The following is a 4,988-nucleotide window of genomic DNA, read 5'->3' as shown; positions in this document are numbered from 1 at the left end:
CCCAGATCTGGTCACTTTTCCTGTGCTGAAAACAGGTGAAGGGCTCTGGATGATGGTGTCCTACGCTACGAGCCCCAAGGGTAGACTGGCGCGTGACTCGCAAGGTCAGTTGATTCCAGCGTGGGCCTGGCTTGCTACAGGACACAAAGACGAATTCCGCTTCTACAAATGGAATCCAGCGGGTGAGGTATTCAGATGGATTGAGGATGCACGGAATTGGGAATTCCAAGCAGTCTGTCAAGCCCAGTCATCCAGCATGTTTGGAACCCGAGCCATCTCGCCACGATGTTCACCCGAATTGAAGTGGTAGAAGAAATCTGGAGCATGGTCTTATGATGACACCTCATCATTTCATCCTTCTCATGACGCTGGTATCGGATGGAGGAATCGTCGCTCCTAAACCCGGCACAACAGGGGCGGATGGGGGAATCGTCGCTCCTCAATCCGGCACAACAGGGGCGGATGGGGGAATCGTCGCTCCTCAATCCGGCACAACAGGGGCGGATGGGGGGATCGCTGCTCGCCAGCCCATCATTGCAGAAGGCATTCGATGGCCTGATGAAGTGCATCCGCTGGCCAAATTGGATGGCCCTGCTGTCCTCGCGGCCCACGCTGCGCTGCAGCGGCTCCTGTCAAGTTTCCCAAAGGAATATGCTGAAACCTGTTCCCATTCCGCCAAGGCCATGGAGGTGCTCGTAGGCGAGGAAGGGGGACTTTATTTTGTCCAGATCAACCAGCGCGTGGAGAAGTGCGGAGGGTTTGCTCCCGGATTCAACCTCACGCTCGACTGGTTCGAGTTGTATGCTGTATCGCCGGACGGGAAGGTGCTGGCGCGATATCCGTATCATCCGTAGTGCCCTTGTGTGGTGCGCGTCTGCTCCATCGTGCCCACGCACCCGCCTGCCGGATATGTGGAGCGGCTGGTCATGTCTCGCTCCGCTATTGGGGAGACTCAGCCGCCCACCACCGCGAAGTGCGAGACGAGCCGGTAGGCGGAGATCGTGCCGAGCTCGTCGAGGAAGTAGAGGTTGAGCTGGGAATCGGCCTGGAGCGCCATCAGGCCCGCGCCCGCCCGCACCTCCGCGAGCACGTTGCCGCTGTCTGGATCCACCGCGCGCACGCGCTCGCCCGGCACCAGCACCACCCCGCGCGTGATGATGGGTTGCAGCGCCTTGGAGAGCTGCTCGCCCGCCGCGCCCACGCGCCAGTCCACTTCGCCCTCGTCGCCCACCCGCGTGGCCGCGCCCAGCGCCGATGTTACGAGCACTCCACCCGGTAGCCTCGCCAGCGAGAACGGCCCCGGGCCCAGGTGCAGCGCCCGTTGCCACCGCGTCTGGCCGTTCGCATCCAGACACAGCAGCACGCCTTCGCCCTCCAGCTCTCCGGCCACGTACAGCCGCTTCCCGCTCGGCAGCGGCGCGGAGGGCAGGGCGAGTGACATCTCGTACGTCCACGCCGCCTCGCCCGTGTGCGCGTCCGACAGCAGCAGGGCGAAGTGCGAGCCCTGTCCCAGGGTGGCCACGAAGCGCCGTCCCCAGGGCACCGGGGGGCCCAGGAAGGGCAGGGAAGCGCTCACCCGGAAGCGCACCTGTCCATCCGACAGATCCATCCCGTACAGGTACCCCGAGTCCGTCGCCAGCAGCGCCCGGTGGGCGTGGAGGCTCAGGTGGCTGCGCCGCGTGCGGGGAGGCGTCAGGCGCCACATCTCCCGGCCCGTCATCTCGTTGTAGGCCAGGGCGATCCGGTCATCCGAGAGCGTGAGCAGCAGCCCGTCCTGTCGCAGCAGCTGCGGGCCGATGCGCAGCCCATCGTGGTCGTGCAACCAGCGCGCTCCCGCCCCCTTCCCATGGAAGCCGCAGACGCGCACGGCGCTCGCCGCCAGGCTGTAGCCGTCCGTCGAGGCCGCCACACCATGCGTCGCCGCCCGCCGCCAGATCTGCTTGCCCGACTTGCGCTCGAAGGCGCACGCCATCTGCGGTGACGAGTACACCGGCCCCTGGCGACCCAGCATCAGCCGCCCCTGGTCCGCGTCCGCCAGCTTGCGCTGCACCCACAGGTCATCGAAGCGCAGGCGGCGCAGGCGCCCCGGCACCTTCAACGGGCGCGAGGCCGCCGTCGACTGCGCCATCCGCGCCATCGCCATCCCGCTCTCCTCCGGAGGTTGCACGGCCCCCCGCAGGTGCGAGAGCCCCTCCCGGCAGCGCTCGGCCAGCTCCACCAGGTAGGGGTTTCCCGCGAGGGCCCGCTCCCGCTCGGACATGGCCACCACCAGCGCCTGCCCCAGGTGGTACATGGCCTCCACCAGGGCCTGGCCCGTCAGCGGGACGGTGGCCCCGCCCAGCCGCGCTTCTCCCGCCTTCAGGTCCAGCGTCAGCTCCGGACGCACGCCCGCGGGCTCCAGGCCGAAGCGCGGCTCGCCCAGCTCCACCGCCCGCGCCAGGTCCGCCGCCTGCCGCGCCAGCTCCAGCGCCGTCAGGAAGGGAGGCCCCGGCGCACGCCACGCCACCGGCCGCTCCGGCAGCGACAACCACACCTCTCCCGGACACAGCAGTGACGCCAGCGCCGGGCCCTTCTCCTTCGCCGCGCGCCGCAGCACGTCATCCGCGTCCTCCAGCGCGAAGCCGAAACCGGGTACCCCCGGGGGGGCCACCCGCCGGGTGAAGGGCTCGGGACGCCGCTCCTCCCGGTGGTGGGCGGGCTCCTCCAGCTGCCGCAGCGCCCGCTCGAGGGCCTGCTCGGCCCCCACCGGGAGCCTTCGGGGGGCCACCTTCCGGAGGTCCTCCAGGAAACCCTGGCCGGCCACCCGGGCCGCCTCCGCCAGCTCCTCCGCGTCCAGCCGCAGTGGCGGGCGCAGCAGCCGGGCCGGCCGCGACAGGCTCGCCACCTGCAGCTCGATGTCCGTTCCTGAACGGCGCAGCACCAGCTCCAGGTGCGCCTCCGTCAGCGACACCTGCGCCAGCCGCCGCCCTCCCGCGTGCAGCTCCGCCACGGCCCCCACCAGCGCCGGCACCGCCTCCACGAGCGGTTCCTCCACCGCTCCCGGCAGCAGATTGACCCCGTCCAGCTCCAGCGAAACGGAATCGTGCGGCGCCTCCGCGGGTTCGCGCTTCCATCGATGTCCGATGCGAAAGCGGATCATCCCTTCCCCATTCGTTGACAAGCCAGAATAGCGATGGCTAGCATCCGCCGCCTATACGGACCTACATTTTTGTAACCGTTCGATTTTGTTGGGGAATTAGCCGATGACTTTTTATGAGGCCGCTCTCCGGGTGCTGGAGAGCGAAGGACGTCCCCTCACCTTCCTCGAGATCACCGAGAAGTCGATCGCCCAGAACCTGCTGTCCCACGTGGGCAAGACGCCCGAGCTGACGATGCTGTCGCGGCTCGCGGCGATGGCCCGCCGGACGCGCGATCGCAAGGTGGTCGTCACCGCCAAGGACACCTTCGCGCTCGCCGATTGGGCGTTGCCGGAGGATATCGAGGCGCTGGCGCTGACGGGGGTGATGGAAGCCCATCCAGAGGAGAGCCTGCCGCCCCTGCGGCCGGTCGAGCGTCACCCGGAGCCGCGCACGGACAACGTGCGGGTGGCCGGCCGTGGCAGCGAGCGCAAGCGCCGCCGGGACGAGGAGGAGGAGGCCGGACGGGGAGGGCGCCGCCGCCGCTTCCCGCCCATTCCGGAGGTGGTGTTCGAGATCCTCAGCGAGGCCGACCAGGCCCTGCGCCCGGACCAGATTCTGGAGCAGGCGCGTGGCAAGGAGCTGGCAGCCGAGGACGCCACGGTGGAGGCGCTGCTCACCGCGCTGCTGGAGGACAACCAGCGCCGCATCGACGCGGGCCGCCGGCCCCAGTTCTCCTTCTCGAAGGAGACGGGAGCGGTGGCGCTGGAGCGCGCGGGTGCGCCGAGCGAGGCCCCGCCCCTGGAGCTGCAGGCCGCCTTCGCCGCCGCGCTGGGCATTCCGCTCGAGGATGGCCGGCCGGTGTTGCCGAAGGCCGGTGCCGCCGCCGCCGCGACGCCCGAGGCCCAGGCCGACGCCGCCCTGCTGACCACGGCGCGTGCCGCGGTGAAGGACGCGCGCAAGGCCGTGGCGCGGGTGCTGCGCAAGCGCCTGGGCGAGCTGGAGGTGGGCGCCTTCGAGAAGTCCGTCGTGAAGATGATGCACGCGCTGGGCTTCCGCGAGCTGAAGGTGGCCAAGCGCTCCAAGGAAGGCCCGCTGCTCACCGCCCGCAAGCGCGAGGGCAGCGTGGATCTGCGCTACGCCATCCGCATGCTCAAGGGCACGCCGTCGCTGGATCGCAAGGCGGTGCAGGAGCTGCGCAAGGACCTGGGCCACTACTCGGCGCAGGTGGGCCTGCTGGCATGCGCCGGGGACGTGCGGGGCGATGCGCGCACCGAGGCCCAGGCGAGCGGCTCGCTGGTGATGCTCTGGTGCGGGGACGCGCTCGGCGAGAAGTTCCTCGAGGCCAAGGCCGCGGTGACCGTCACCACGGTGGAGCTGTACGACGTGGACGAGCGCTTCTTCGAGGTGGCGAAGCTCGAGGCCGACGAGGCCCAGAAGCGCCGCGAGGAGCGCCAGCGCGAGAAGCAGGCCCGCGCCGACGAGGGCGAGGAGGGCGCCGAGGAGTCCGAGGCCTCTCGCGAGGGTGGCACCGCCGAGGCCGCGCCGTCGCGCCGCGAGGAGCGTCAGCGTGAGCGCGAGGAGCGCCGCCGCGAGCGGGAGGAGCGTCGCGAGGAGCGCCGCCGCGAGCGTAAGGCCGCCGCCCAGTCCGAGCAGGCCGAGGCCGCCGAGGCGGGTGCTCCCACCGTTGTCGCGCCCACCGAGGCCGCCGCGCCCGCCGGGCTCTCCGAGGAGCAGGACGGCGAGGAGGGTGACGACGAGGGCGAGGACGAGGATCTGGAGGCCGCCAGCGCCTTCGTGGCCGGGGGTGGCCAGCCCGAGGGAGGCGCGCAGGGAGAGGGCGCCGCCGCGGGTGAGCGCAAGCGCCGCCGG

Annotated in this window: 3 protein-coding genes and 1 pseudogene; 3 read left to right on the top strand and 1 reads right to left on the bottom strand. The window is 70.2% G+C overall.

The genetic code is table 11. From position 1 onward, the window contains the following. A pseudogene (locus Q664_RS60890) lies at positions 1–310 on the top strand (hypothetical protein); the annotation flags it as partial. 22 nt (positions 311–332) lie between these two features. Further along, positions 333–854 carry a hypothetical protein gene (locus Q664_RS60885; RefSeq protein WP_235216722.1) on the top strand — a complete coding sequence of 174 codons (522 nt, stop codon included), beginning with the start codon at positions 333–335 and terminating at the stop codon, positions 852–854. Between the two features lie 98 nt (positions 855–952). Here Q664_RS60885 and Q664_RS16290 read toward each other — a convergent pair whose 3' ends face one another. Further along, positions 953–3,139: an outer membrane protein assembly factor BamB family protein gene (locus tag Q664_RS16290; protein WP_043395610.1), complete on the bottom strand. Its 2,187-nt coding sequence runs from the start codon at positions 3,137–3,139 to the stop codon at positions 953–955. A gap of 103 nt (positions 3,140–3,242) precedes the next feature. Here Q664_RS16290 and Q664_RS16285 point away from each other — a divergent pair. Beyond that, positions 3,243–4,988, top strand: a 1,746-nt coding sequence (locus Q664_RS16285; protein ID WP_043395615.1) for an HTH domain-containing protein, incomplete at its 3' end; no start/stop codon positions are given.

The sequence above is a fragment of the Archangium violaceum Cb vi76 genome, from assembly GCF_000733295.1.
In the GTDB taxonomy this organism is placed as follows: Bacteria; Myxococcota; Myxococcia; order Myxococcales; family Myxococcaceae; genus Archangium; species Archangium violaceum.
This window is presented reverse-complemented; position numbering and strand designations above follow the sequence as displayed.

Bases quoted from the DNA above. Each gene is read 5' to 3' on its own strand.
- Q664_RS60885 (WP_235216722.1), top strand. From the start codon at position 333: ATGATGACACCTCATCATTTCATCCTTCTCATGACGCTGGTATCGGAT.
- Q664_RS16290 (WP_043395610.1), bottom strand. From the start codon at position 3,139: ATGATCCGCTTTCGCATCGGACATCGATGGAAGCGCGAACCCGCGGAG.